Below are 22,920 nucleotides of genomic sequence, written 5' to 3' on the forward strand. Positions count from 1 at the left end.
TCAGCCCTGCTTGCGGGGTTGCGGATCAGGTGACGACAGCGATCTGCCAGGGCACGAATTCGTCCTGGCCATAGCCGTGGATCTCGCTTTTCGACGGCTCGCCCGAGGCGCAGGACAGCATCCGCTCGAAGATCTGCCGGCCGACCTCCTCGATGGTGGCGCGGCCCTCCAGGATCACGCCGCAGTCGATGTCCATGTCGTCCTGCTGCCGCCGCCAGGTGGCCGAGTTCGTCGCCAGCTTCAGCGATGGCGTCGGCATGCAGCCGAAAGCCGAGCCGCGCCCGGTGGTGAAGCAGATCAGGTTCGCCCCGGAGGCGACCTGCCCGGTGGCCGAGATCGGGTCGAAGCCGGGCGAATCCATGAAGACGAAACCGTGCTGCGTCACCGGCTCGGCATATTCGTAAACCTCGGTCAGGTTGGTGGTGCCGGCCTTGGCGACGGCGCCCAGCGATTTTTCCAGGATCGTGGTCAGCCCGCCGGCCTTGTTGCCGGCCGAGGGGTTGTTGTTCATCTCGGCGCCGTTCTTGGCGCAATAGTCCTTCCACCAGTCGATGCGCGCGATCAGCTTCCGCGCCACCTCGGGCGAGGCCGCGCGGCGGGTCAGCAGATGCTCGGCGCCATAGACCTCGGGCGTTTCCGAAAGGATGGCGGTGCCGCCGTTGCGGACCAGCAGGTCCACGGCCGCGCCCAGTGCCGGATTGGCCGAAATGCCGGAATAGCCGTCCGAGCCGCCGCATTGCAGGCCCACGGTCAGATGCGACGCCGGCACCGGCTCGCGCCTGACCTCATTCAGGTCCGGCAGCAGCGAATTCACCAGCTCGATCCCCTGCCGGATGGCGTTGGTGGTGCCGCCGACATCCTGGATGGTATAGCTGTGCAGGGTGGCGCTTTCGGCCAGCCCGCGCGAGGCCAGGATGTCGCCGATCTGGTTCGCCTCGCAGCCCAGGCCGACGAAGATCACCGCGGCGAAATTCGGATGCACGGCATAGCCCGAGAGGGTGCGGCGGATGATCGCCATGCCCTCGCTTTGCGCGTCGATGCCGCAGCCGAAGCCGTGGGTCAGCGCGACGACGCCGTCGATATTGGGGTAATCCGCCAGCGCGTCGGGGCGGATGTCGCGGCGGAAATGGTCGGCGATGGCGCGGGCGACGCGGGCCGAGCAGTTCACGCTGGTCATGATGCCGATGTAGTTCCGCGTCGCCACGCGGCCGTCGGCGCGCCGGATGCCCATGAAGCTGGCCGGCGGGTCGGCGTATTCGGTCGGCGCGGCGTCGGCGCCGATGGCATAGTCATTCTCGACGCTGGCCATCATCACGTTCTGGACATGCACATGCTGCCCGGCCCGGATGGGCTGCGTCGCCAGGCCGATCACCTGGTTGTAGCGCCGGATCGGTCCCTGGGCCGGAATGTCGCGCGTGGCGATCTTGTGGCCGGCCGGGATGGGTTCGCGCAGCTCCAGCCCTTCGGCCGCGATGCGCGAACCCGCTGCGAGGGGTTCAAGGGCGATAACGACGTCATCGTCGGGATGCAGCCGGATCGTCTTCGCTTTCATCACCATGTTTCCTGTATTCTGGGTCATGAAGGTCGTCACCGTCCGTCCCCGATCATTCCTCGGGGATCACGTCGGGCAGCGACGACAGGTGATAGGTCTGGTAGATCTCGTTCAGCTTGCCGTTGGCGAGATTGTCGGCGACCCAGCTGTCCAGCCATTCCTTCAGCGCCGGCTCGTCCTTGCGCAGGCCGATGGCCAGCGGATAGGTGCGCAGCACGAATTGCGGCTCGATCTTGCGCGAGGGATTGGCCTCGTTGATCGGCACCAGCAGCGATTTCGCCACGACATAGACGTCGTGCTGGCCGCTGAGCACGGCATTGGTGGTCATGGCGTTGTCGTCGTAGCGCACGATGGTCGCTTTGACGTCGCCGGCCGTGATGGCATCGGTGATCAGCGTGTCGTTGGTCGAGGCGCGGGTGACCGCGACCTCATGGCCCGCCAGGTCGGCCGGGCCCGAGAGCTTCAGCCCGCCGGTGGTGGCCACGACGACCTCGCTGACCGCATAGGGCTTCGAGAAATCGACCTGCTTCTTGCGCTCCTCGGTGATCGAGAAGCTGGCGACGACGACATCGACCTTGCCGGTCAGCAGGAAGGGGATGCGGTTGGCCGGCGCGACCGAGACGACGTTCAGCTTGACGCCCAGGTCCTCGGCCAGCTTGCGGGCGGTGTCGACGTCCGAGCCGGTCTGGTTCATCGAACCGTCCACCATGCCGAAGGGCGCCTGGCCGATATCGACGCCGATGTTGATGATGCCGCGGTCGCGGATATCGGCCAGCGTGTCGGCGCCGGCGGGCAGGGCGGCGGCCAGGCCGACCGCGGTCAAGGCGGCAAGCGCCAGGTTGCGAATGGTCATGTCTTTCCTCCCATGAATGCAGGATGGGGCAAGCGCCGGCCGCCGCTGGCCGCCGTCGAATGCCGGTTGAGTATCAGCCGAAGGTCACAGGCCGTTGCCGACGAACTGGCGCAGTTCGGGCGTCTGCGGCGCGGACAGCATCGCGCCGCCGCCCTCTTCCCAGACCCGGCCCTGGTGCATGAAGACGATCTTGTCGGCCACGCCCCGGGCGAAGGCCATCTCGTGGGTGACCAGCACCATGGTCATGCCGTCCCGGGCCAGGCCCTCCATCACCTTCAGCACCTCACCGGGTCAGTTCCGGGTCCAGCGCCGAGGTCACCTCGTCGAACAGCATCAGCTTCGGCTCCATCGCCAGCGAGCGCGCGATGGCCACCCGCTGCTGCTGGCCGCCGGACAGCTGCTCGGGATAGGCGTCGAACTTTTCGGCCAGTCCGACCTTGCGCAGCACCTCGGCCGCATGGTCGCGGGCCTCGGCCTTGGATTGCTTGCGGACCCAGCGCGGCGCCAGCATGATGTTCTGGCCGACGGTCAGGTGCGGGAACAGATTGTAGCTCTGGAAGACGATGCCCACGTCCAGGTGCAGGGCGCGCAGCTGGGACCGGGTCACGTCGTGGTGCAGGTGGTGATTGCAGACGGTGATCTCGCCGCTGTTGATCTTTTCCAGCCCGTTGATGCAGCGCAGCGCCGTGCTTTTCCCCGATCCGCTGCGGCCGATGATGGCGACCACGCTGCCCGGAGCGACGTCGAAGGACACGCCCTGCAGGACATTCAGGCTGCCGAAGCTTTTGGAGACGTTGTTCAGTTTAACGATGGGTGACATTCAGTTTGTCCTCGAGTTTGCGGCTCCACCAGGCCAGCGGGTAGCACATGCAGAAATAGAGCACGGCGACGACGCTGAAGATGATGAACGGCTGGAACGTCGAATTGTTGATGAGCTTGCTGGTATAGGTCAGTTCGGCGACGCCGATCACCGAGGCCAGCGAGGTGTTCTTCACGATCTGGACCATGAAGCCGACCGTCGGCGGGGTCGAGATGCGCAGCCCCTGCGGGATGATGACCAGCCAGAACCGCTGGACCGGATGCAGCGCCAGGCACTCGGCGGCCTCCCACTGGGTCTTCGGCACCGCGAGGATGCCGCCGCGCCAGATCTCGCCGAAATAGGCGCTGGAATAGATCACCATGGCGAAGCTGGCGGCGGTGAAGGGCGTCAGGCTGAAGCCCAGGATCGAAAGCCCGAAGAAGGACAGCATCATCATTACCAGCAGCGGCGTGCCCTGCACGAGCTGGATATAGACGAAGGCGATCGCGCGCAGCGCCCGGTTGGCCGAGACCCGCATCACCGCGACCAGAAGCCCGACCGCGCCGCCGAAGACGAAGGCGATCAGCGACAGCCCGGCCGTCCAGGCGGCGGCGATCAGCAGCGCCTGCATTTGGAACGTCGTCAGCATCACTCTCTCCTAAAGCGGGGTGCCGAGGCGGCGCAGGCGCGGGAAGACCAGCCGCGACAGCGCCCAGAACCCCAGCCGAAAGACGAAGGCCAGGCCGATGTAGATCAGGGCGACCACGGTGTAGATTTCGAAGGAGCGGAAGGTCATCGAGTCGATGCGTGCCGCGGTCGAGGTCAGTTCCTCGGCCGAGATCTGCGACACCAGGCTGGTGGCCAGCATGATCAGGATGAACTGGCTGACCAGCGCCGGATAGACCCGCTCGGTCGCCGGCGGCAGCACCACCAGGAACAGCGATTGCAGCCAACTCAGGCCTAGGCAGTCCGAGGCCTCGCGCTGGCCCTTCCTCACCGATTCGATGCCGGCGCGCATGATCTCGCAGGTATAGGAGCTGACGTTGATGACGATGGCCAGCACGGCGCAGAACTCGGCCGACAGCTTGAAGCCCACCGAGGCCAGCCCGAAATAGATCATGAACATCTGCACCAGCAGCGGCGTATTGCGGATCGCCTCGACATAGACGGCGCAGATGCGGCGCAGCAGCTTGCTTTGCGCCGTGCGGCCGACGGCAAGCAAGGTGCCCAGCAGGAAGCCGAAGAGGATCGACAGGATCGAAAGCTGCGCGGTCTGGATCAGGCCCCGGAGCAGCTCGGGCCAGTATTCCGCGAGAAAGCTGAAGTCGAATTTATAGGTCATGCGCCTGGCACCCGCACATCCCGCAGGACGCCATCAGGTATGGCGCGCGTAGCTGTCTGGATAGGCATGGCCCATCCGGTCCCGGCCTGGCCGGGCTGATTGCTGGCAACGGAATCACGGTCGCCTCCCATATCCGATTGTTCGCTGCGTCTCCCGGCGCAGTCAGCGTTTCATATTATGGGAGTAAATCCCATGTCAAGCGAGAATCATAAAATTCTTTCAAATAGTGAGTTCTTGTGCCATAATATGGGAAATGATCTGACCGAGGATGGATATGGACGCCGAGAACACCAAGGCTGGTACTCAATCGCTGTCGCGGGTTTTCGCGGTCCTGGAGGCGGTCCGGGCCGGTCAATCCGATCTCGCCTCGATCGGGCGCCATGTCGGGACCGGGCGCAGCACGACGCATCGCCTGGTCAGCTTTCTGCTGCAGCACAGCTACCTGCGCCAGATCGACGGCCGGGGCTATGTGCTGGGGCCGGCGCTCATCAGCCTGGGCAACGCCGCGCTGGAGCAGATGCCCCTGACCAGCTGCGCGCGGCCGCATATCGAGCGGCTGGCGCGCGAGACCGGCGCCTCGATCCACCTGAGCATCCGCGAGGGCGACAATATCGTCTATGTGGACAAGATCCCCGGCACCAAGGGGCTCGAGATGCGCTCGCATGTCGGGCTGCAGAAGCCGATGGCGACGACGGGCACGGGCAAGGTCCAGCTGTTCGACTCGCCCGAGGCGGAATGGCGGCGGCTTTACGACCTGGCGCGCGAGGATGCCCTGGCCAGCCCCATCGTCCCCCCCGGCTTTCTGGACTGGGATATCTTCAGGGCCAGGCTGGCCGACTTCCGCGACAAGGGATTCGCGATCGAGCGCGAAGAGAACGAGGTCGGCATCAGTTGCGTCGCCGCCCCGATCCGCGACGCCCGGGGCACCATCGTTGCCGGTCTCAGCGCCGCAAGCTCGGTGCATTACATGTCGGACGAAAGATTGGAGGAGCTGATCGCTCCGGTGACGCTTTGCGCCGGCCAGGTCTCGGCCGAGTTGGGATATGGCGGTCCGGCGGCATGAAAGGTTCGCCGGCCGGATTGCGGCGCCGAACAGCCGGCCCGGTCGGCGCGCCGGCCTTCAGCACCTGCGCATCATGCGCGCGCGCCCTATTGGCCGCGCGTTTCGCGAAAGATCAAAAATTGCGCAGCCTAGCTTGAAATCAGGCAGTTCCGCCCGCGGACCCGGCGCGGGCCGTCGCCCCTGCCGCGCCGCCGATTGACCCCCGGCGGTATTCCGGTCCTGGTCGGGGCAGGCAAATTCGGGATCGGCTCATGGCATGCGACCAGCCCAATCCTGTCCAGGCGCTTCCGCGCAGTTTCGGGGCAGTTCATCTTGCGCAGGCCGGGGGCCGGCTGCTGCGGCTGCATCAGCAGGGCTGCATGAAGATCCTGCTGCCGCGCGGCCGCGCCGAGGCGGTGGTGGTGAACACCGCGGGCGGCATTACCGGCGGCGACCGCCTGGCGGTCCGGATCGAGGCCGGCCGCGACGAGGCGCTGACCTTGACCACGCAGGCCGCCGAGCGGGTCTATCGCAGCGCGGGCGGGGCAGGGCAGGTCGACAACGAGCTGACGCTGGCACAGGGTGCGCGGCTTGACTGGCTGCCGCAGGAAACCATCCTTTACGAAGGCTCGTCCCTGGCGCGGCGGCTCAGCGTGCGGATGGCGGCGGGCGCCACGCTGCTGGCGCTGGAAAGCCTTGTCTTCGGGCGCGCGGCGCATGGAGAGACGCTGCGCCATGTCAGCCTGCGCGACCAGTGGCGGATCTGGCGCGACCAGCGCCTGATCCATGCTGAGGCGGTGCGGCTGGACGCGATGCCCGCCAGCGACGCGACCCTGGCCGGGATCGGCGCCAGCGCGACCCTGGTCCTGGTCGCCGCGGCGGCCGAAGACGCCTGCGAGACGGCCCGCGCCCTGGTGCCCGAGGGCGCCGTGGCCGGCGTCACGGCGCTGCCGGGGATGCTGGTCGCGCGCTTCCTGGCGCCCAGCTCGCAGGCGCTGCGGGCTGCGCTGATCCCGATGATCCGGCATTTCCGCGCGGGACCGCCGCCGCGCGTCTGGCAACTCTGAGGCTCCGATGAACCTGACCCCCCGCGAAAAGGACAAGCTGCTGGTCGCCATGGCCGCGATCGTCGCGCGCAACCGCAAGGCGCGCGGCCTCAGGCTGAACCATCCCGAGGCCGTCGCCCTGATCACCGACGCCGTGGTCGAGGGCGCGCGCGACGGGCGCAGCGTGGCCGAGCTGATGTCGCACGGCGCCGAGATCCTGCGCGCCGAGGATTGCATGGAGGGCGTGCCCGCCATGATCCCCGAAATCCAGGTCGAGGCGACATTCCCCGACGGCACCAAGCTGGTGACCGTCCACCACCCCATTCGCTGAGGAAAGCCATGCCCATGCGGAAAACCCTTGCCGTCCTTTTGCCGCTGGCGCTGCCCGGCGCGGCCCTCGCCCATCCCGGCCATGTGACCGGGGCGCCCTTCGCGGCGGGCCTTGCCCACCCTTTGGGCGGCAGCGATCACCTGCTGGCCATGGTGGCGATCGGCCTGTGGGCGGCAAGCCTGGGCGGGCGGGCGGTCTGGGCGCTGCCGCTGGCCTTCGTCTCGGCGATGATCGCGGGCGGCGCGCTGGGTGCGGCGCATCTGGCGCTGCCGCTGGTCGAACCGATGATCCTGGCCTCGAGCATCCTTGTCGGGGCCGCCGTCGCCCTGGCGCTGCGGCCGCCGGTGCATCTGGTGCTGCCCGTGGTGGCGGTCTTCGGGGTGATGCACGGCTATGCCCATGGCGCCGAGGGGCCGGGCCACGGGTTTGCGGCCTATGTGGCGGGCTTCGCGCTCGCCACCGGCGCGCTGCACCTGGCCGGCATCGCGCTGGGACGGCTGGCGCTGGTGCGCTGGCTGGGGGCCGCGACCGCCGCGGCGGGGCTCGTGGTCGCGGCGGTGCAGGGATGACGCGCGGCCCCCTGATCCCCGGCGAGATCATCGCCGCCGCGGGCGAGATCGTGCTGAACGCGGGCCGCAGCGCCGTCACCCTGACCGTCGCCAATACCGGCGACCGCCCGGTGCAGGTCGGCAGTCATTACCACTTTGCCGAGACCAACCCGGCGCTGGATTTCGACCGCGCGGCGGCCCGCGGCATGCGGCTCGACATTGCCTCGGGCACGGCGATCCGCTTCGAGCCGGGCCAGACCCGCGACGTGGCCCTGATCCCGTTTTCCGGGGCGCGCCGGGTCTACGGTTTCCGCGCCGGCGTGATGGGAGAGCTTTGATGCCCGCAACCCTGTCCCGTGCCGACTATGCCGCGATCTATGGCCCGACCACCGGCGACCGGGTGCGGCTGGCCGATACCGACCTGATCATCGAGGTCGAACGCGACCTGACCACCTATGGCGAAGAGGTGAAGTTCGGCGGCGGCAAGGTCATCCGCGACGGCATGGGCCAGTCGCAGAAAAGCCGGGCCGAGGGCGCGATGGACACGGTGATCACCAATGCGCTGATCGTCGATGCCTCGGGCATCTACAAGGCGGATGTGGGGCTGAAGGGCGGCCGCATCGCCGCAATCGGCAAGGCGGGAAATCCCGACATCCAGCCCGGCGTCGACGTGCTGATCGGCCCCGGCACCGAGATCATCGCGGGCGAGGGCCGCATCCTGACCGCGGGCGCCATGGACGCGCATATCCATTTCATCTGCCCGCAGCAGATCGACGACGCGCTGCATTCGGGCATCACCACCATGCTGGGCGGCGGCACCGGCCCGGCGCATGGCACGCTGGCCACGACCTGCACCCCCGGCCCCTGGCATATCGGCCGCATGATGCAGGCCGCCGATGCCTTGCCGATGAACCTGGCCTTTGCCGGCAAGGGCAATGCCGCGCTGCCCGCCGCGCTGGAGGAACAGGTCCGCGCCGGGGCCTGCGCGCTGAAGCTGCACGAGGACTGGGGCACCACGCCCGCCGCCATCGACTGCTGCCTGTCGGTCGCCGACCGCATGGACGTGCAGGTGATGATCCATACCGACACGCTGAACGAATCCGGCTTTGTCGAGGACACCATCGCCGCCATCGCCGGCCGCACCATCCACGCCTTTCACACCGAAGGGGCGGGCGGCGGCCATGCGCCCGACATCATCCGGGTCGCGGGGCTGGCGAATGTCATCCCCTCCTCGACCAACCCGACGCGGCCCTTCACCGTCAATACGATGGAAGAACATCTGGACATGCTGATGGTCTGCCATCACCTGGACCGTTCCATCCCCGAGGACATCGCCTTTGCCGAATCGCGCATCCGGCGCGAGACCATCGCGGCCGAGGACATCCTGCACGACCTGGGCGCGATGTCGATCATCTCGTCCGACAGCCAGGCGATGGGCCGGGTGGGCGAGGTGCTGATCCGGACCTGGCAGACCGCCCACAAGATGCGCCAGCAAAGGGGCAAGCTGGGCGAGGGGCCGGCCGACAATTTCCGCGTCCGCCGCTATATCGCGAAATATACCATCAACCCGGCCGTGGCGCATGGGCTGAGCCATGAGATCGGCTCGGTCGCGCCCGGCAAGCGGGCCGACCTGGTGCTGTGGAACCCGGCGTTCTTCGGGGTGAAGCCGGAGATGGTGCTGCTGGGCGGCACCATCGCCATGGCGCAGATGGGCGATCCCAACGCCTCGATCCCGACGCCGCAGCCGGTGCATTCGCGGCCGATGTTCGGGGCATTCGGCCGCTCGGTCGAACGCAGCGCGGCGATCTTCGTCAGCCGCGACGCGGAACTGGATGATCTGGGGCTGGCCAAGGACAGGATCGCCGTCCAGGGCACCCGAGGCATCGGCAAGGCCGACATGGTGCTGAACGATGCGACGCCCGAGATCACCGTCGATCCCGAGACCTATGAGGTTCGCGCCGATGGCGAACTTCTGACCTGCCAGCCGGCCGAGTCCCTGCCGATGGCGCAACGCTATTTCCTGTTCTGAAGATGAAAGCCACATCCGTCCTTCGCGCCCCGTTTGCCGGCCGCCCCATCGACCGGGTCGAACTGGATTACGACGCGCGCGTCCTGCGCCGCAAATTGCTGCGCACCGCCCTTGGCACTGATCTGCTGGTGGACCTGCCGAAGGTAACGGCGCTGGCGCATGGCGATGCCCTGGAAACCGACGCCGGGCTGATCGAGATCGCCGCCGCCGAGGAACCCGTCTTGATCGTCACCGGCGACCTGCCGCGCCTGGCCTGGCATATCGGCAATCGCCACACGCCCTGCCAGATCGAGCCGTTCCACTTGGTCATTCGCGCCGATCACGTGCTGCGCGCGATGCTGCTCGGCCTTGGTGCGACCGTGGCCGAGGCGCGCCGCCCCTTCACGCCCGAGGGCGGCGCCTATGGTCCGGCGCAGGTGATGGGCCATGATCACGGCCACGCGCATGGGCCCGGGCACCACCATCACCATCATGGCTGAGATCGCCGGGCTGCAGCGCCTGTTCGCCTGGCTGTCCCCGGCCTATCCGGTCGGCAGCTTCGCCTATTCCCATGGCATCGAGCAGGCCATCGCCGATGGCTGGCTGGCCGATGCGCAGGACGTGCAGGGCTGGCTGGCGGATCTTCTGCGCCACGGCGCCGGCCGCAACGACGCCATCCTGCTGGCCCATGCCTGGCGGGGCGAGGATGTCGCCGACCTGGCGCTGGCCCTGTCGGGCTGTGCCGAGCGGCGGCGCGAAACCCTTGAGCAGGGGGCCAGCTTCGCCCGCACCGCCTCGGCCATCGACGGGCCCTTGCCGGCGGCGCCCTATCCGGTCGTCCTGGGGCAGGCGGCGGCCCGCGCGGGGGTTGCGCTGCCCGAAACGCTGGCGATCTTCCTGCAGGCCTTTGCCGCCAACCTGGTCACGGCCTGCGTCAAATCCGTGCCCATCGGTCCGACCGACGGCCAGCGCGTGCTGTCGGCCCTGATGCCGCTGATCCGCGACATCGCGGCCGAGGCGCAGGCCGCGACGCTGGACGACCTGGGCGGCTGCGCCTTTCGCGGCGACCTGTGCGCCATCCGCCACGAAACCCATCAGCCAAGGATCTATCGCACATGACCAGCCCGAACGGCCCCCTGCGCATCGGCATCGGCGGCCCGGTCGGCGCGGGCAAGACCCGCCTGACCGAGGCCCTGTGCCGGGCCTTGTCGCAAGACCTCTCGGTCGCGGCGATCACCAACGACATCTATACGCGGGAGGATGCCGAATACCTGATGCGCGTGCAGGCGCTGCCGATCGAGCGCATCCGCGGCGTCGAGACCGGCGGCTGCCCGCATACCGCGATCCGCGAGGATTGCTCGATCAACCTGGCGGCGGTCGAGGATCTGCGCCGCTGCTTTCCCGATCTGGACGTGGTGCTGATCGAATCCGGCGGCGACAACCTGTCGGCCACCTTCTCGCCCGAGCTGGCCGACCTGACCGTCTATCAGATCGATTGCGGCATGGGCGACGACATTCCGCGCAAGGGCGGGCCGGGGGTCACGCGCTCGGACCTGCTGGTGGTGAACAAGATCGACATCGCCGAGGCGGTGGGCTGCGACCGCGACCGCATGGCCCGCGACGCGGCGCGGCAGCGGGGCGGGCGTCCGGTGCGCTTCTGCTCGTTGCGCACCGGCGAGGGCGTGGCCGAGATCGTGGCCGAAATCCGCAGGCTGGGCGGATTGGGCGCGCCGCCCGCCTGCGGACCCTCTGGACGCTGACGCGATGGCCCGGGCGGGAACATTGCGCGGCCTTCGCCGTTGATCCCAAACCGCCCCCACGCAGGAAAACCCGATGGCGCCGCGTTCGTTCTGGAAGGGCTATCTGAAGCTCTCGCTCGTCACCTGCCCGGTGGCGATGACCCCCGCCACCAGCGAGGGCGAGAAGGTGCGGTTCCATACCCTGAACGCCAGGACCGGCCATCGCATCGCCAGCCGCTATGTCGATGCCGGGACCGGCAAGCCGGTGGCGGACGAGGACCAGGTCAGCGGCTATCCCCGGGGCGAGGACGAATATGTCATGCTGGAGGCGGACGAGATCGCCTCGCTGGCCCTGGAAAGCACCCGCACCATCGACATCGAGATGTTCGTGCCCGCGGATTCCATCGGCTGGATCTGGTATGACAAGCCGCATTACCTGACCCCGGACGATGCCATCGGCGAAGAAGCCTTTTGCGTGATCCGCGACGCCATGGCGGCGACCGCCACGGTCGGCATCGCGCGGCTGGTGCTTTATCGGCGCGAGCGTGCCGTGCTGCTCGAGCCGCGCGACAAGGGCATCGTGCTCTGGACCCTGCGCTATGGCGACGAGGTGCGGCCCGAGGCGGATTATTTCGCAGGCATCGAACCCGGCAAGGTCGATCCGGCGGCGCTGAAGCTGGTGACGCGGCTGATCGACGACCGCACCACGGCCTGGGATCCGGCCATGGTCGCCGATCCGGTGCAGGACAAGCTGCTGGAGATCATCGCCGCCAAGACCAAGGCCCGCAAGCGCAGCGCCAAGCCCGCCGCCGAGAAGCCCGCGCCGCGCAGCAATGTCGTCGACATCATGGATGCGCTGAAGAAAAGCATCGCGGCGGAAAGGAAGCCCAAGGGCCGCTAGCGCGCCTTGGGCAAGGGCGCTGCGGCGGCGCGAAAGCCGTCCCAGGGATCGGCCGAAAGCTGCGCCAGGCGGGTCGGCATGTTCTGAAGCGTGAACCAGGCCGGGCCGGGCAGCTCGTCCAGTTCCTCCCAGCCCAGCGGGGCCGAGACGGCGGCGCCGGGCCGGGCGCGCGTGGAATAGGCCGCGACGGCGGTCGCGCCGCGCTGGTTGCGCAGATAGTCGATCAGGATCTTGCCGCGCCGCTTGGCCTTGCTGATGGTCGAGACGTAAAGCGCGGGCTCATCGGCCGCCATCGCATCGGCCATGGCCTTGGTAAAGGCCTTGACCGCCGGCCATTCCGCCTTGGGCTTCAGCGGTGCCACGACATGCAGCCCCTTGCCGCCCGAGGTCTTGACGAAGGCCGCAAGGCCCAGATCGTTCAGCCGCTGGCGCAAGGCCCGCGCGGCGGCGATCACCGCGGACCAGGACACGTCCTCGCCCGGGTCGAGGTCCATGTTGATGAGGTCCGGCCGCTCCCAGTCGGCCAGGGTCGAGCCCCAGGGATGGATCTCCAGCGCCGCGGATTGCACCAGGCCCATCAGCCCGTCCAGATCCTCGATGGCGATCAGCGGCTCGCCCTTTGGATCCTGGGGATCCTGCACTTGCAGGACATGCGGGCTGATGCCCTTCCAGGCGTGTTTCTGGAAGAACTTCTCGCCCGCGATGCCGTTCGGGCAGCGCAGCAGCGCCAGCGGCCGGCCGGTGATCCAGGGCGCGATCTGGCGCCAGACCTCGGCGTAATAATCGGCCAGCCCCTCCTTGGTGATGCCCTCGTCGGGCCAATAGACGCGGTCGGGATGGGTCAGCCGCACCCGGCGGCGCTGCGGGGCCGGCGGCTTGGCGGTGGGCTTGGCTTCGCGCATGATCTCCTCGGGCGGCTTGTCCTCGCGCAATCCGCGGAACGAGGCGTGGCGCAGGTGGCCATCGGCCGTCCAGGCGCGGAACTCGACCTCCGCCACCAGTTCGGGGCGGACGAAGCGGGCCTGGCGCGCTTCCTCGGCGGTCAGGCGCGCGGCGAAGGGGCTTTCGGGGATGCGCAGCCGTTCGAGGCGCTGGAACAGGTCCTCGGCCACGGCGGCGGAAAAGCCGGTGCCGACCCGGCCGACATGGTCGAGCTGGCCGCCGTCATAGACGCCCAGGATCAGCGAGCCGATGGCCTTGCGCGACACCGACGACGGCACATAGCCGGCGATGACGAATTCCTGCCGGGCCGAGCATTTCGACTTGACCCAGGCCTTGCCGCGCCCGGCGCGATAGGGGCTGTCGGCCAGCTTCGAGACGATGCCTTCCAGGCTGAGCCGGCAGGCGTGGCGCAGCACCATCGCGCCGCTTTCCTGAAGATGGCCGCTGAAGCGGACAAGCCCGCCGTCCGCGCCCAGCAGCGGCGCCAGCAGCGCCTTGCGCTGGATCAGCGGCACGGCGGTCAGGTCATAGCCGTCCAGATACATCAGGTCGAAGGCGTAGAAGGCGAAGCGGTCCGTGCGCTCGGCGCTGAGATCCGCCTGCAGGGCCGAGAAATCCGAGGCGCCGGCGTCGGTTTCGACCACCAGCTCGCCGTCGATCGCCGCCTCGCCCAAGGGCAGGCCGGCCAGCGCCGCCGGCAGCGCCTTGCCGAAGCGCGAGGTCCAGTCCAGCCCGCTGCGGGTCAAGAGCTTGACCCGCCCGGCCTGGACGCGGGCTTGCAGGCGGTAGCCGTCGAACTTGATCTCGTGCAGCCAGCGTTCGCCGCTGGGCGCCTTCACGACCAGCGTGGCGAGCATCGGCGGCACGAAGTCCGGCATCGCCGCCTTGCGCGCGCCCTTGACGGCGGCCAGGTCCAGATCCGGGGGCGCGGCTTCCGGCGCCGGCTCGGGTCTGGCTGGAGGATTGGCGGCGGGTTTGGCCGTCTTGCGGATGCGCCCGGTTTTCGAGGACCAGCCCGGCGCCTCGCCGGCGACATCGGCGATCTGGCGGCCGGTCTTGACCGACTCCGGGCGCTCGTCAAGGATGTCGGGGGCGTCCTCGGGCCGGGCAAAATCGTCCTCGCCCTTGATCAGCAGCCAGTTCTCGCGCTTTTCGCGGGGCTTGCCGCGCATGCGGATCAGGTGCCAGCGGCCATGCAGCTTTTCGCCCTCGAGCGAGAATTCCATATGCCCCTTGGCATAGCCCTGGTGCGGGTCGCCGATCGGGGTCCAGCTGCCGCGATCCCACAGGATCACGGTGCCGCCGCCGTATTCGCCCTTGGGTATCGTGCCCTCGAAATCGCCGTATTCCAGCGGGTGATCCTCGACATGCACGGCCAGGCGCTTTTCGCCGGGGACCAGGCTGGGCCCCTTGGCGACGGCCCAGCTTTTCAGCACGCCGTCCAGTTCCAGCCGGAAATCGTAATGCAGACGGCGCGCGGCATGCTTCTGGATCACGAAGGCCTGGCCCGTCTTGCGGCGCCGGCCGCCGCGCGGTTCGGGCGTGGCGGTGAAATCGCGCTTCTCGCGATAGGTTTCCAGCGCCATGCTCAGCGTCCCCGGGATGGATCGGAGCGTGCCATGCGGGATGCTCCCTTTCTGCTCGCAATGATCCATTCAACGGCCGGCGCCGGGGTTTGTTCCCGCAGGGCGGGACCGTCCGCCCCGCCGCCGGTGTCAATCCTTGTGCTCGGGCTTGCCCTTGCGCTTGGTGCTGGCGAGTTCTTCCAGCTCCTTCTCGGACATCGAGTCATACATCTGCCGCGATGCCTCGTGCAGCTCGCCCTTGGCGGTGTCGCCGCGCTTGGCGGACAGCGCGGCGCCGGCGGCCTTTTGCTGGGCCTTGGACTTGGCGGGCATGGCGTTATTCCCCGCCGTTGGTGGCGCGGTCGTTCTGCCGGGCCTTGCGGTCGCCCGCCTCGCGGTTCTGGCCGCCGGCATTCGCCTCTTCGTCGGGGCGGCGCATCCGGCCGGGGTTCAGCGCCGGATCGGCATTGCCCATCTTCAAGGCCTGGGCCTTCTGCTGGACGTTGAACTTTTCGTTCTCTTCCTTCGGGTCGAATTTCTCGCCCATGGCCTTATCCTCCGTTTTCGATCAGTGGTGATGCTCGGGCAGGGCCTTCAACTCGTCCTTGGTCCAGCGTGTCACCGCATGCACGGTGCCCTCGGTGTCCCGCATGAAATCGAGCTCTCGCGCCAGGATGCCCACCGGCTTGGCGCCGATGCCCAGGAAGCCGCCGACGTCGATGATGACCTGCGCCTCGCGGCCATTGCCGTGGACATGCGCGACATGGCCGATCTTTTCGTCGCCCGGGCCATAGATCGTGGCGCCGGTCAGCGTGTCCGGGGTCAGTTCCTGCTCCTGCAGGCGGATGTGATGGCTGTGGTCCATTCCGATCGCTCCTTTCCTGTGGGGTAGGCAAGGGGAACCGTCCCGGGGCCGGGATGTTCCGTCACGCTGCCGTGATCCCGGGTGCGGGTCGCGCGGAACCCGGACCGCGGCCGGGCGTTGGCCCCAGGCGGATGCGGAGGATGCGAGCCATGGCCCCTCGGGCAGTCTGGAAAGGCCGGTTGCAGATCGCCGAGCTGAGCTGCGCGGTGGCGTTGCACACGGCGGCCTCCACCTCCGAGCGGATCGGCTTTCACACCCTGAACCGCGCCACCGGCAACCGGGTCCGGCGCCAGTTCGTCGACGCCGAGAGCGGCAAGCCCGTCGAAAGCGAGGATCAGGTCAAGGGCTATGCGCTGGCCAGCGGCGAATATGTCGTGCTGGACCCCGACGAGATCGCGGCGGCGGTGCCGGAAAGCGACAAGACCCTGGCGGTGTCGGATTTCATCGCCTGCCAGGACATCGACGACACCTATTTCGACCGGCCCTATTACCTGACCCCGGCCGACCGGGCCGCGCAGGAGGCCTTTGCCCTGATCCGCGAGGGCATGGCGCGCCGCAAGGTGGCGGCGCTGGCGCGGGCGGTGCTGTTTCGGCGCGTGCGCACGGTGCTGATCCGCGCCGACGATGCCGGCATGATCGCGACGACGCTGAACTTCGACCACGAGGTGCGCCCCGCCGCCGAGGTGTTCCGCGACATTCCCGCCCGGCGCATCAAGGGCGAGATGCTGGAGCTGGCCGAGCATATCATCAAGACCAAGATGGGCGAATTCGACATCTCGGGCTTCGACGACCGCTATGACGCGGCGCTGGCCGAGCTGGTCAAGGCCCGGATCGAGGGCCGCAAGATCACCCCCCGGAAACCCGCCCCGCGCGAGAATGTCGTGGACCTGATGACGGCGCTGCGCGAAAGCGCGGGGGTGGCGAAGAAGACGTCCTCCTCGCGCAAGGCCCCGGCGGGGAAAAAGCCGGCACCGCGCCGGAAAAGCGGCTGATCGGCCCCCGCGCCACGGCATGCGGGGACAATCTCAGTGGAAATGCAGCCGTCCGTCCGCGGTCTCGGTGCGGCCTATGGCGATGCCGTAGAGCCGCGACAGGTTTGCCGCCGTCATCACCTCGGGCGCCGGGCCCAGGGCCAGGACGCCGGCGCGGTTCACCAGCAGCACCTCGTCGGCCAGCGCCGCGGCATGGTCGGGGTCGTGGCTGGACAGGATCACCCCGCGTCCGTTCCCGGCAAGGCGGCGGATCGCCTGGCCGACCTGGCGGCGGTTGGCGAAGTCGAGGCTGGCGGTCGGCTCGTCCATGACCAACGCCGCCGCGTCCTGCGCCAGCGCCCGGGCGATCAGCACCAGCTGGCGCTGCCCGCCCGACAGAAGCGCCAGATCGGCCGTCGCCAGATCGGCGATGCCCAGATCCTGCATCGCGGCCATGGCGCGGGCGGTCTCGGGCCTGCCGGGGCGGGCGAATGCGCCCAGCCGGGCGGCGGCGCCCATCAAGACGATGTCGCGCGCGGTGAAGGCAAAGGGATTGGCCAGCGCCTGCGGCACATGCGCAAGCCGCGCCGCGATCTGCCGGCGCGACAGCCGGTCGATCGGATCGGCGCCCAGCAGCACCTGGCCCGAGGCCGCCGGGATCAGCCCCAGCAGCGTGCGGAACAGCGTCGTCTTGCCGGCGCCGTTCGGCCCCAGCACGCAAAGCACCCGTCCGGGCGCGAGCCGGAAATCCACGCCCCGGATCAGCACCCGTTCGCCATGGCCCACGGCCAGGTCGCGGGCGGCCAGCAGCGGCATCATTCGCTCCACCCCCGCGCGCCGCGCGCCAGCAGGCCGACGAAGATCGGCGCGCCCAGCACGGCGGTCAGGATGCCCAGCGGCACCTCGATCTGGGCGATGCTGCGGGCGGCGGTGTCGACCAGCACCATGAAGCCCGCCCCGATCAGCACCGAGGCCGGCAGCAGCCGGTCGAAGCGCGGCCCGGTCAGGAGCCGCGCCGTATGCGGCACCATCAGCCCGACCCAGCCGATCACCCCGGCCATGGCGACGGCGGCCGCGGTCATCAGCGTGGCGCAGGCGATGACCAGAAGCCGCAGCCGGCCGGCGGGAATGCCCATGGCGCGGGCCTCGTCCTCGCCCATCGCCAAGAGCCCGATGCGCCAGCGCAGCGCCAGCAGCGGCAGCAGGCCGGCCAGCACGGCGGGCAGGGCGGCGGCGATGTCGGGGCGCTTGATGCCGGCCAGGCTGCCCATCAGCCAGAAGGTGATCGCGGGCAATTGCTGCTCGGGGTCGGCCAGCAGCTTGACCAGCGCGATGCCGGCCCCGGCCAGTGCGCCGACGGCGATGCCGCACAGCACCATGACCAGCACCTGGCCCGTGCCGCGCAGCGCGAGGCTCAGCGCCAGCACCAGCCCGACCGTGGCAAGCCCGGTGCCGAAGCCCAGCATCTGGATCGCGATGACCGGCAGGCCCAGCAGGATCCCCAGCACCGCCCCGAAGCCCGCCCCGGCCGAAACCCCCAGGATGTCGGGCGAGACCAGCGGGTTGCGGAACACCGTCTGATAAGCCGCGCCGGCGGTGGCCAGCGCCGCGCCGACCAAGGCGGCGGCCAGCACGCGCGGCATGCGGATGTTCAGAAGCACCGTGACCGCCTGCGGGTCCGAGCGGTCGCCGCCGAGGATCGCCAGGATCCGGCCCGGCGGCAGGCCGTAGGGGCCAAGCGCCACGCCCAGCAACACCGCCGCCGCCAGCCCCGGCAGCAGCAGCGGCAGCAGGCTGCGCTCAGTCACCCAGCAGCGCCGAGACAGCGGCGGTATCGGGTCGCGGCCCATAGAAGAGCTCGTAGAAATCGGCGATCCGGCCGTGCAGATCGCCCTTGGCGGCCTGGGGATACAGCTTGTGCGACAGCCAGATCACCCCGGCCAGCCGGTTGACCGAGGGCGGCGCGTCGATGAAGCCGAAGGGCGCGGCCGGCGCCAGGTAGACCCGGCCCTGCGCCACCGCCGGAATGCCCTGCCATTCCGGCATCGTGGCGACATTGGCGGCGAAATCCGGATCGACGGCAATGATGACATCGGGCGCCCAGGCCTGCACCTGCTCGGGCGAGACATTGGCCAGGCCGTCGCTGTCGGTCTGGGCGACGTTGCGGGCGCCGACGCGGGCGATGACCTCGGCATTGATCGACCTGGGGCCGGCGGTTTCGGTGCCCTCGGGGCCGCGCGCGAAATAGACCCGGGGCCGCGCCGTTTCGGGAATGCCGGCCAGCATGGCGTCCAGGTCGGCCAGCGTGGTCTCGGCATAGCGGGCCAGCGCCTCGCCACGCTCGGGCACGCCGAGCGCGCCGGCCATCTGCCGGATCGCCTACGGCATCTGCGCGAAGCCGCCGTCGACCAGCACATAGGGCACGCCGGCCTGGTCCTGGACCCGCGCCGCCAGGTCGGCATAGGTCGCATTCACCGTGCCGTAATCGATGATCAGCTCGGGCCGGGTGGACAGAAGCACCTCGAGGTTCAGCGTGTCGCCCCTGCCGGTCAGGCGGCCGAGGGTCGGCAGGCCGGCAGCCTCGGGGCGCAGGAAGGGCAGGTCCTGCGGCTTCAGCGGCCGGACCCAGCCGACCATCGCCTGCGGCTTCAGCGCGTAAAGCAGGGTCGCGGCCGGCGGTCCGGCGGCAAAGACCCGCGCCGGCTTGGCCGGGACCGCGACCGCGCGCCCGGTCGCATCGGTGAAACGCGCCGCGTCCAGCGCCAGCGCCGGGCCGGCCGCCACCAGCGCGAGGATCAGGCCGGCGAGGCTCCGGCGGGTCAGGCGGATCATGCGAGGGCTCCGAACGCTGCCTTGATGTCGATGAGCGGGGTGCCGTCGAGGCAGTCGAGCCCGCGCACGGTCAGCACCGGCCCCTGCACCTCGATGAGCCGGACGACCGACGAGGCCACCGGGTTGGGCCGCACCGGAGAGCGCAGCGCGAAGGTGCCCGTCGCGCGGCCGCCGAACTTGGGATTTTGCAGCACCAGATCGCGGCGCGCCTGGTCCATCCAGTACAGGATCTGCAGGCGCTCCTGGGCCTCGATCCCGGTCAGCGCCGGCCCCCAGGGGTCGAACAGCTCGATCCGGCACGGCGGGCCGGCTTCGGCATCGCCGCGATGCGGGCAGTCGCCGCGCCGGGTCCAGGGGGTGCGGATGCGCCCGATGAACCACAGCCCGGCGTCAAAGCCCTGCGGCGTGCCGACGGCCTGCTCATGCGGCCTCAGCGCGTCTGCGTCGGCGTCATTCATCCACGCCGACCATCACGTCCGAGGCCTTGATCACGGCCGAGGCGCGGCTGCCGACCTTGAGCCCCAGTTCCTTGACCGCGTCATTGGTGATCGAGGCGGTGACCACGCTGCCGCCCAGGTCGATGCGGACATGGCTGGTCACGGCGCCGGTCACGATCTCGGTCACGGTGCCGGGCAGGACGTTTCTTGCGCTGAGTTTCATGGCAGTTCCTTTCCAGAGGGTTGCAGGTCAGTCGGCCCTGGCTGCGCAGGTCTGCCGCAACCATGCGACAATCGCCTCGGCCTCGGCCGGCAGCGGCTGGGCCCTGTCCTCGGCGAAGGCCAGGAAGGCCTCGCGCCATTGCGGGGCGACGCCGACCAGCACCGGCAGGCCCTTTGCGCAGGCCTCGCCGATGGCGCCGACCAGGCCGCGGCCCGCCGCCTCCTGCTTGCCGAACTTGTTCACGACCAGCGCCTGTGCGCCGGGCAGGCGGCTTTCGACGACGGCGACGGCGGCCTCCAGCGCCTCGGGGTCCAGCCGGCAGCCGGGCACCTCGGGCGGCATGTCGACGCTGATGCCGCGCCGCTCGCCATCTGGCAGCAGCGCCAGCACGATGTCGCAATGGCCGCGCGGCACCTCGGGGTCGACCGGCTGCACGGTGCCGGCCAGCGCGATGCCAAGCGCCGTCGCACGTTCGGCCGCCGCGCTCAGCACGCTGTCGGTCCTGAACTCCTCCTCGGAGCAGACATAGCGGATGTCCATGGTGGTTCCCCCTTCGGCGCTGATTCCCGCGACGTTATGGATGATGGAACATAACGGGTGGCGCTGGCAAGCGCCGCGTGGCGCGGCGGACACGACCCGGGGATGCGACACCGCGCGGGCTATGGCCATCCCGCCCGGTTACGTTATGTTTTGTTAAGCATAACGATTCGCGAGAGGAAGCGATGGGGTTTCACATGAGGGGGCTTTTCGCCCTGGCTTTGCTCGGGCTGGTGCCCGGGACCGGCATGGCACAACAGCCCGACACGGGCGCGGCGCAAGAGCCCGACACGGGCATGGCGCAAGAGCCCGCACCGGCCAGCCCGGTCTTCACGCTGGGCACGGTGGTGCTGACCGGCAAGGCCGATGCGCAGGGCGGCACCGCCAGCACCGTTCCCGCCGAGCAGGTTGCGCGGCAGAACCGGCTGACGCTGGACGATGCGCTGGCCGTGGTGCCGGGAGTCGAGGTCGGCAATACCGGCGGCAGCCGCAACGAGCGGCTGGTCTTCGTGCGCGGCTTCGACCGCTTCCAGGCGCCGCTGTCGATCGACGGCATCCGGGTCTATCTGCCGGCCGACAACCGGCTGGACTATGGCCGTTTCCTGACCCCAGACCTGGCCGAGATCCAGGTGCAAAAGGGCTATGTCTCGGTGCTGAACGGCCCGGGCGGCATGGGCGGCGCCATCAACCTGGTCACGCGCCAGCCCACGCGGCCCTTCGAGGGCGAGGCCCGGCTGGGGGTCGAGGCCGGCAATCGCGGCGACATCTCGGGCCGCAGCGGCTATGTGTCGCTGGGCGTGAAGCGCGACCGGTTCTGGCTGCAAGGCAGCTATCTGCGGCGCGACAGCGACGGCTTCTATCTGTCGCGCGACTATGAGCCGCGCCCGCAGCAGGGCGCCGGCCTGCGCGACTATTCCGACAGCGAGGATTCGCGGCTGAACCTCAAGGCCGGCTGGACGCCGAACGCGAGTGACGAATACGTGCTGAGCTATACCCGCCAGACCGGGCAGAAGAACGCTCCCTATAACATCGACCAGCCGATCCGCGGCCTGACCGACGAGCCGGGCGAGGGCCAGAGCTGGCAGCGCGACTGGACCTGGCCGGAATGGGACATCGACAGCCTGGCCTTCTATTCGCATACGGAACTCGGCGCCGGCTATGTCAAGACCAAGGCCTATTACAACCGCTTCGACAACCTGCTCTCGGCCTGGGACGATTACACCCACAGCGCCCAGACCGAGCGCCGCGCCTTCGACAGCCGCTACAAGGACCGCTCCTGGGGCCTGAGCCTGGAGGGTGGGGCCGACATCGGCGAGCACAGCCTGCGCAGCGCCGCGCATTTCCGCCGCGACAAGCATGAATCGATCCAGTTCTCGCGCCCGGGCCTGGGCGGCAGTCCCGATCCGGCCGAGATCAGCACCGAGGAAACCTGGTCCGTCGCGCTGGAGGATACCTGGCAGGCGCGCGAGGATCTGCGCGTGGTCGCGGGCCTCAGCTATGACAGGGCCCGCGTGCTGGAAGCCGACCGGACCGAGGATGACGCCGGCCTGCCGACGGGATCCTCGGACGCGCTGAACTGGCAGCTGGCGGCGATCTGGCAGCCGGGGGCTATGGGCGAATATCACGCCAGCCTGTCCTCGCGCACCCGGTTCCCGACGCTTTTCGACCGCTACAGCACCCGCTTCGGGACGGCGGTGCCGAACCCGGACCTGGAATCGGAACGCGCGCTGAATGCCGAGCTGGGCTACAGCGGCGACATCGGCCCCGCGACCGTGGACGCGGCGCTGTTCTACAGCAAGGTCAAGGACATGATCCAGTCGGTCCCGACCGGCGCGCTGGACGAAGAGGGCGACCAGATCACCCAGAGCCGCAACGTCGGCGACGGCGTCTACAAGGGTTTCGAGGTCGCGGCGAACTGGCCGCTGGCCGACAGCCTGGTGCTGGTGGCGAACTATACCTGGCTGCATCGTTCGATCACCGATCCGCTGCGCGCCGACTATCGGCCGACCGACACGCCGCGCCACAACGCCTTTGTGCGGCTGGACTGGCAGGCCACGCCGGTGCTGACGGTCTCGCCCTCGGTGCAGGTGTCGAGCGCGCGCCTGTCGGAAAGCGCGATCCAGCCCGAGGATCCGGCGGCCATCGCCTATACCCGCATGGGCGGCTTCGCGCTGGCGAACCTGGATTTCGCCTGGGCCGCCAGCGAGCAGGCCGAGGTGCTGTTCGGCGTGCGCAACCTCTTTGACCGCGACCATGCGCTGGTCGAGGGCTATCCAGAACCCGGGCGCAGCTTCTTCCTGACCACGGCGCTGCGGTTCTGAACCTGTCCGGGCGGCTGCCGAGGCCGCTTCACGACGAGAATCGCGGCCCTGCCGGCCGCGATCCGT

Annotated in this window: 27 protein-coding genes and 1 pseudogene; 12 read left to right on the forward strand and 16 right to left on the reverse strand. The window is 69.1% G+C overall.

Annotated features, from left to right (window positions below):
- Positions 1 to 25: 25 nt before the first annotated feature.
- The 5 genes and pseudogenes from E3D03_RS00375 to E3D03_RS00395 form a co-directional block, all read right to left on the reverse strand.
- On the reverse strand, positions 26 to 1,552 hold the full coding sequence (locus tag E3D03_RS00375) for a UxaA family hydrolase (RefSeq protein ID WP_263565314.1): 1,527 nt from the start codon (positions 1,550 to 1,552) through the stop codon (positions 26 to 28).
- A 52-nt stretch (positions 1,553 to 1,604) separates the two neighbouring features.
- Positions 1,605 to 2,405 (reverse strand): transporter substrate-binding domain-containing protein, encoded by an 801-nt coding sequence (locus E3D03_RS00380; protein WP_263565315.1) that lies wholly within the window; start codon positions 2,403 to 2,405, stop codon positions 1,605 to 1,607.
- Between the two features lie 84 nt (positions 2,406 to 2,489).
- A pseudogene (locus tag E3D03_RS00385) lies at positions 2,490 to 3,225 on the reverse strand (amino acid ABC transporter ATP-binding protein).
- Positions 3,209 to 3,853 (reverse strand): amino acid ABC transporter permease, encoded by a 645-nt coding sequence (locus tag E3D03_RS00390; protein ID WP_263565316.1) that lies wholly within the window; start codon positions 3,851 to 3,853, stop codon positions 3,209 to 3,211. Before E3D03_RS00390 ends, E3D03_RS00385 begins: the two are co-directional and overlap by 17 nt.
- A gap of 9 nt (positions 3,854 to 3,862) precedes the next feature.
- The gene (locus E3D03_RS00395) at positions 3,863 to 4,546 is read right to left on the reverse strand and encodes an amino acid ABC transporter permease (protein ID WP_263565317.1); all 684 of its coding nucleotides are present in this window, start codon (positions 4,544 to 4,546) and stop codon (positions 3,863 to 3,865) included.
- A 268-nt stretch (positions 4,547 to 4,814) separates the two neighbouring features.
- On the opposite strand from E3D03_RS00395, the gene E3D03_RS00400 reads away from it, so the two are divergent.
- From E3D03_RS00400 to E3D03_RS00445, 10 genes are all read left to right on the forward strand, one after another.
- Positions 4,815 to 5,609 carry an IclR family transcriptional regulator gene (locus tag E3D03_RS00400; protein ID WP_263565318.1) on the forward strand — a complete coding sequence of 265 codons (795 nt, stop codon included), beginning with the start codon at positions 4,815 to 4,817 and terminating at the stop codon, positions 5,607 to 5,609.
- A 359-nt stretch (positions 5,610 to 5,968) separates the two neighbouring features.
- Entirely contained in the window at positions 5,969 to 6,655 is a 687-nt protein-coding gene (locus E3D03_RS00405) for an urease accessory protein UreD (protein ID WP_263565319.1), read from the forward strand.
- Between the two features lie 7 nt (positions 6,656 to 6,662).
- Positions 6,663 to 6,965 carry an urease subunit gamma gene (locus E3D03_RS00410; RefSeq protein WP_062563999.1) on the forward strand — a complete coding sequence of 101 codons (303 nt, stop codon included), beginning with the start codon at positions 6,663 to 6,665 and terminating at the stop codon, positions 6,963 to 6,965.
- An 8-nt stretch (positions 6,966 to 6,973) separates the two neighbouring features.
- Positions 6,974 to 7,534 (forward strand): HupE/UreJ family protein, encoded by a 561-nt coding sequence (locus E3D03_RS00415; protein ID WP_263565320.1) that lies wholly within the window; start codon positions 6,974 to 6,976, stop codon positions 7,532 to 7,534.
- A gap of 11 nt (positions 7,535 to 7,545) precedes the next feature.
- Positions 7,546 to 7,851, forward strand: a complete 306-nt coding sequence (locus E3D03_RS00420; protein ID WP_062564067.1) for an urease subunit beta — start codon at positions 7,546 to 7,548, stop codon at positions 7,849 to 7,851.
- Positions 7,851 to 9,542 (forward strand): urease subunit alpha, encoded by a 1,692-nt coding sequence (gene ureC / locus E3D03_RS00425; protein ID WP_263565321.1) that lies wholly within the window; start codon positions 7,851 to 7,853, stop codon positions 9,540 to 9,542. The genes E3D03_RS00420 and ureC overlap by 1 nt, the downstream gene beginning before the upstream one ends.
- Positions 9,543 to 9,544: 2 nt before the next feature.
- Positions 9,545 to 10,021 carry an urease accessory protein UreE gene (locus E3D03_RS00430; protein WP_263565322.1) on the forward strand — a complete coding sequence of 159 codons (477 nt, stop codon included), beginning with the start codon at positions 9,545 to 9,547 and terminating at the stop codon, positions 10,019 to 10,021.
- Positions 10,014 to 10,640 carry an urease accessory protein UreF gene (locus E3D03_RS00435; RefSeq protein ID WP_263565458.1) on the forward strand — a complete coding sequence of 209 codons (627 nt, stop codon included), beginning with the start codon at positions 10,014 to 10,016 and terminating at the stop codon, positions 10,638 to 10,640. The genes E3D03_RS00430 and E3D03_RS00435 overlap by 8 nt, the downstream gene beginning before the upstream one ends.
- Positions 10,637 to 11,281: an urease accessory protein UreG gene (ureG, locus tag E3D03_RS00440; protein ID WP_263565323.1), complete on the forward strand. Its 645-nt coding sequence runs from the start codon at positions 10,637 to 10,639 to the stop codon at positions 11,279 to 11,281. Before E3D03_RS00435 ends, ureG begins: the two co-directional genes overlap by 4 nt.
- Before the next feature lie 73 nt (positions 11,282 to 11,354).
- Positions 11,355 to 12,161, forward strand: a complete 807-nt coding sequence (locus E3D03_RS00445; RefSeq protein WP_263565324.1) for a Ku protein — start codon at positions 11,355 to 11,357, stop codon at positions 12,159 to 12,161.
- Here the strand turns inward: E3D03_RS00445 and ligD are convergent.
- The 4 genes from ligD to E3D03_RS00465 all read right to left on the reverse strand — a co-directional run bounded on the left by ligD (position 12,158) and on the right by E3D03_RS00465 (position 15,533).
- Positions 12,158 to 14,689 carry a DNA ligase D gene (ligD, locus tag E3D03_RS00450; protein ID WP_263565325.1) on the reverse strand — a complete coding sequence of 844 codons (2,532 nt, stop codon included), beginning with the start codon at positions 14,687 to 14,689 and terminating at the stop codon, positions 12,158 to 12,160. The genes E3D03_RS00445 and ligD overlap by 4 nt on opposite strands.
- A 129-nt stretch (positions 14,690 to 14,818) precedes the next feature.
- The gene (locus E3D03_RS00455; protein ID WP_062563992.1) at positions 14,819 to 15,001 is read right to left on the reverse strand and encodes a DUF3008 family protein; all 183 of its coding nucleotides are present in this window, start codon (positions 14,999 to 15,001) and stop codon (positions 14,819 to 14,821) included.
- Positions 15,002 to 15,005: 4 nt separating this feature from the next.
- The gene (locus E3D03_RS00460) at positions 15,006 to 15,215 is read right to left on the reverse strand and encodes a hypothetical protein (RefSeq protein WP_018001463.1); all 210 of its coding nucleotides are present in this window, start codon (positions 15,213 to 15,215) and stop codon (positions 15,006 to 15,008) included.
- Positions 15,216 to 15,236: 21 nt separating this feature from the next.
- Positions 15,237 to 15,533, reverse strand: a complete 297-nt coding sequence (locus E3D03_RS00465) for a hypothetical protein (protein ID WP_062563991.1) — start codon at positions 15,531 to 15,533, stop codon at positions 15,237 to 15,239.
- 149 nt (positions 15,534 to 15,682) lie between these two features.
- On the opposite strand from E3D03_RS00465, the gene E3D03_RS00470 reads away from it, so the two are divergent.
- Entirely contained in the window at positions 15,683 to 16,525 is an 843-nt protein-coding gene (locus E3D03_RS00470) for a Ku protein (protein ID WP_263565326.1), read from the forward strand.
- Positions 16,526 to 16,558: 33 nt separating this feature from the next.
- On the opposite strand, the gene E3D03_RS00475 is transcribed toward E3D03_RS00470, so the two are convergent.
- The 7 genes from E3D03_RS00475 to E3D03_RS00505 are packed head-to-tail and all read right to left on the reverse strand — an operon-like array spanning position 16,559 to position 20,536.
- Complete coding sequence (locus E3D03_RS00475) at positions 16,559 to 17,320, reverse strand: ABC transporter ATP-binding protein (protein ID WP_263565327.1); 762 nt, start codon at positions 17,318 to 17,320, stop codon at positions 16,559 to 16,561.
- Positions 17,320 to 18,312, reverse strand: coding sequence for a FecCD family ABC transporter permease (locus tag E3D03_RS00480; RefSeq protein ID WP_411969772.1), 993 nt, complete (start codon positions 18,310 to 18,312; stop codon positions 17,320 to 17,322). The genes E3D03_RS00475 and E3D03_RS00480 overlap by 1 nt, the downstream gene beginning before the upstream one ends.
- On the reverse strand, positions 18,305 to 18,871 hold the full coding sequence (locus E3D03_RS00485; RefSeq protein WP_263565329.1) for an ABC transporter substrate-binding protein: 567 nt from the start codon (positions 18,869 to 18,871) through the stop codon (positions 18,305 to 18,307). Before E3D03_RS00485 ends, E3D03_RS00480 begins: the two co-directional genes overlap by 8 nt.
- A 12-nt stretch (positions 18,872 to 18,883) precedes the next feature.
- Positions 18,884 to 19,336, reverse strand: coding sequence for a hypothetical protein (locus E3D03_RS00490; protein ID WP_263565330.1), 453 nt, complete (start codon positions 19,334 to 19,336; stop codon positions 18,884 to 18,886).
- On the reverse strand, positions 19,333 to 19,794 hold the full coding sequence (gene tsaA, locus E3D03_RS00495) for a tRNA (N6-threonylcarbamoyladenosine(37)-N6)-methyltransferase TrmO (protein ID WP_263565331.1): 462 nt from the start codon (positions 19,792 to 19,794) through the stop codon (positions 19,333 to 19,335). Before tsaA ends, E3D03_RS00490 begins: the two co-directional genes overlap by 4 nt.
- Positions 19,787 to 19,996: a molybdopterin-binding protein gene (locus tag E3D03_RS00500; protein WP_062563986.1), complete on the reverse strand. Its 210-nt coding sequence runs from the start codon at positions 19,994 to 19,996 to the stop codon at positions 19,787 to 19,789. The genes tsaA and E3D03_RS00500 overlap by 8 nt, the downstream gene beginning before the upstream one ends.
- A gap of 27 nt (positions 19,997 to 20,023) precedes the next feature.
- Positions 20,024 to 20,536, reverse strand: coding sequence for a DUF2478 domain-containing protein (locus E3D03_RS00505; RefSeq protein WP_263565332.1), 513 nt, complete (start codon positions 20,534 to 20,536; stop codon positions 20,024 to 20,026).
- 194 nt (positions 20,537 to 20,730) lie between these two features.
- On the opposite strand from E3D03_RS00505, the gene E3D03_RS00510 reads away from it, so the two are divergent.
- Positions 20,731 to 22,854 (forward strand): TonB-dependent receptor plug domain-containing protein, encoded by a 2,124-nt coding sequence (locus E3D03_RS00510; RefSeq protein ID WP_263565333.1) that lies wholly within the window; start codon positions 20,731 to 20,733, stop codon positions 22,852 to 22,854.
- Positions 22,855 to 22,920: the final 66 nt, after the last annotated feature.

Origin of the sequence: Paracoccus sp. DMF, from assembly GCF_004407025.1 — a bacterium.
Taxonomy (GTDB): Bacteria; Pseudomonadota; Alphaproteobacteria; order Rhodobacterales; family Rhodobacteraceae; genus Paracoccus; species Paracoccus aminovorans_B.